Source organism: Actinoplanes sp. NPDC019969 (assembly GCF_055562375.1).
Genome location: NZ_JBVHFK010000037.1, coordinates 1 through 2,723, shown reverse-complemented (window position 1 = coordinate 2,723; position 2,723 = coordinate 1). Strand labels below are relative to the sequence as shown.

The following is a 2,723-nucleotide window of genomic DNA, read 5'->3' as shown; positions in this document are numbered from 1 at the left end:
GCCCACTCCGGCGCCGCACCGGCACACCGGGCCGCGTACGCCGTACCCAGATCCCGCACCAGCGGCGCCAGCGACCAGCCGTCCCCGGCGATGTGGTGCATCAGCAGCAGGACCACGTGGTCCTCCGGGCCCGACCGGAACACCGTGACCCGCAACGGCAGCTCGGTGGCCAGGTCGAAGCCGTGCCGCACCGCCGCCGAGACCGCCGCGCGCAGGCCGTCCGGCGTGACGTCGTGCACGGGGAGGTCGGGGCCGGGTTCCGGCACGTCGCACAGCAGCTGGAACGGAACGCCCGCGTCGTCCGGGAACACCGTGCGCAGCGTCTCGTGGCGGCGCATCAGGTCACCGATCGCGGCGCGCAGCGCGACCAGGTCGAGCGGGCCGGTCAGGCGCAGCGGGTACGGCAGGTTGTAGGTGGCGCTCGGCCCCTCCAGCCGGTACAGGAACCACAGCCGCTGCTGGGCGTAGGACAGGGCGGTGCGCTCGCCGCGCGGCCGGCGGGTGAGCGCCGGGCGTACCGCCGCGGACGGGTCGAGCCGGGCGGCCAGGCCGGCCGGGGTCGGCGTCTCGAACAGGTCCCGCAGGGACAGTTCGACGCCCAGCGCGGTACGGGCCTTGCTGATCAGCCGGGTGGCGATCAGCGAGTGGCCGCCCAGGGCGAAGAAGTCGTCCCCGGGATCCACCCGCGGGCACTGGAGCACCTCGGCGAACAGACCGCAGAGCAGCTCCTCCTGCGGGGTGGCCGCGGCGCGGCGGGTGGTGGCGGCGGCCGGCTCGGGCAGGGCCGCCCGGTCGAGCTTGCCGTTGGGGCTCAGCGGCATCTCGTCGAGCAGCACGATCGCGGACGGGACCATGAAGTCGGGCAGCCGCCGGACCAGCAGCGCACGCAGGGCCGCCGGGTCGGGGGCGTTCCCCGGGTCCTCCGGCACCACGTACGCCACCAGCACGTCGCGGACCACGACGGCGGCCCGGGCGACGCCCGGCAGGGCCGACACGGCGGCCTCCACCTCACCGGGCTCGATCCGGAACCCGCGCAGTTTGACCTGGTCGTCGGCGCGGCCGAGGAAGTACACGGAGCCGTCGCCGCGGCGGCGGGCCAGGTCTCCGGTGCGGTACATCCGGGTGCCCGGCGCCCACGGGTCCGCGACGAAGCGGGCCGCGGTCAAGGCCGGGCGGTCCCGGTAACCGCGCGCCACCCCGGCGCCGGACAGGTACAGCTCGCCGGGGACGCCCGGCGGGACCGGTCGCAGCCGCCCGTCCAGCAGGTAGACCCGGGTGTTCGCCAGGGTGCCGTGGATGGAGGCGGTGGCCGGCCAGGCGGCGACCCGTTCGGGCAGCGAGTTGGTGGTCACCGCGTGCGTCTCGGCCGGGCCGTAGACGTTGTGCAGGCGGCGGCCGGGGCGGGCGAAGAACTCCCGTACCCGGCGGCTCAGCGAGAGCGCCTCGCCGCCCTGGAAGACGTCGGTGAGGTCGGGCAGGTCGGTGCCCGCCTCGGCGGCGGCCGCACACAGCGACTCGACGACGACGTTCGGTGCGAACAGTTCGCTCACCCGGTTGGCGGCCAGCCACCGCACCAGACGCGCCGGGTCGCGCCGGACGTCCTCCGGCGGCACGGCGAGGGTGCGCCCGGACACCAGGGCGGCCAGGATCTCCTGGACGGAGAAGTCGAACCCGATCGCGGTGTACTGGGCGGTGACCGTGCCGGGACCGCCCGGGAACCGGCTGACGTGCCAGGTCAGCAGGTTGAGCAGACCGGCGCCGGGCATCATCACGGCCTTGGGCCGCCCGGTCGAGCCGGAGGTGTAGATCAGGTAGGCCGGATTCTCCGGCCGCAGCGGGGCCGTCCGGTCGCTGTCGCGGAGCGCGGTGGCCGGCGCGCGGCGCAGCGCGTCGCGGGTCGGCGCGGCATCCAGCAGCAGCGCGCCGGCCGGGATGCCGGACGTGCCGCGCACCGTGACGACGCAGTCGGGCGCGCCGTCCGCCAGCAGGTACGCGATGCGCTCCGGCGGATACTGGGTGTCCACCGGCAGGTAGGCGGCGCCCGCCTTGAGCGTGGCGAGCATGGCGACGATCAGGTCGGCGCCGCGCGGCAGCACCAGGGCGACCACCGACTCCGGGCCGATGCCGCGGCCGGCCAGCACATGTGCGAGCCGGTTGGCCCGCTCCTCCAGGGCGGCGTAGGTCAGCTCCGTCCCGGCGGCACGGACCGCCACCACATCGGTGTTCGCCGCCGCCGCGGCCTCGAACAGCTCCGGCACGGTGACGGCCGGAACCGGGGCGCCGCGGCCCGCGCCGGCGGCGACCAGCGCGGCGCTGCCGGCCGGAGTGATCAGGTCGAGTGTGCTGATCGGACGGTCGGCGGCGGCCACCGCGCCGTGCAGGATCCGGGTGAACCAGCCGGTCATCGCGTGCACGGTGGGCCGGTCGAACAGGTCGGTGCGGTACTCCAGGGCGCAGGTGACCCCGGCCGGGCCGCTGTCGTCCACCCGCTCGGCGACACTCAGGTGCAGGTCGAACTTGGCGACCCCGACGCCGGTGGTCTCGAACGTGACGGCGAGCCCGGGGAGGGCCAGGTCACCGGAGGCGACGCTCTGGAACGCCAGCATCACCTGGAACAGCGGGTTGCGCGACAGCGAACGCTCCGGCGCCAGCCGCTCCACCAACCGCTCGAACGGCAGATCCTGGTTCGCGTACGCCGCCAGATCCGTCTCCCGCACCCGCCG

Annotated in this window: 1 protein-coding gene; it reads right to left on the bottom strand. The window is 75.5% G+C overall.

Annotated elements, in window-relative coordinates; translation table 11 throughout:
• Positions 1-2,723: amino acid adenylation domain-containing protein (locus ACZ3II_RS43480; protein ID WP_465526769.1), on the bottom strand; the 2,723-nt coding region annotated here is incomplete at both ends.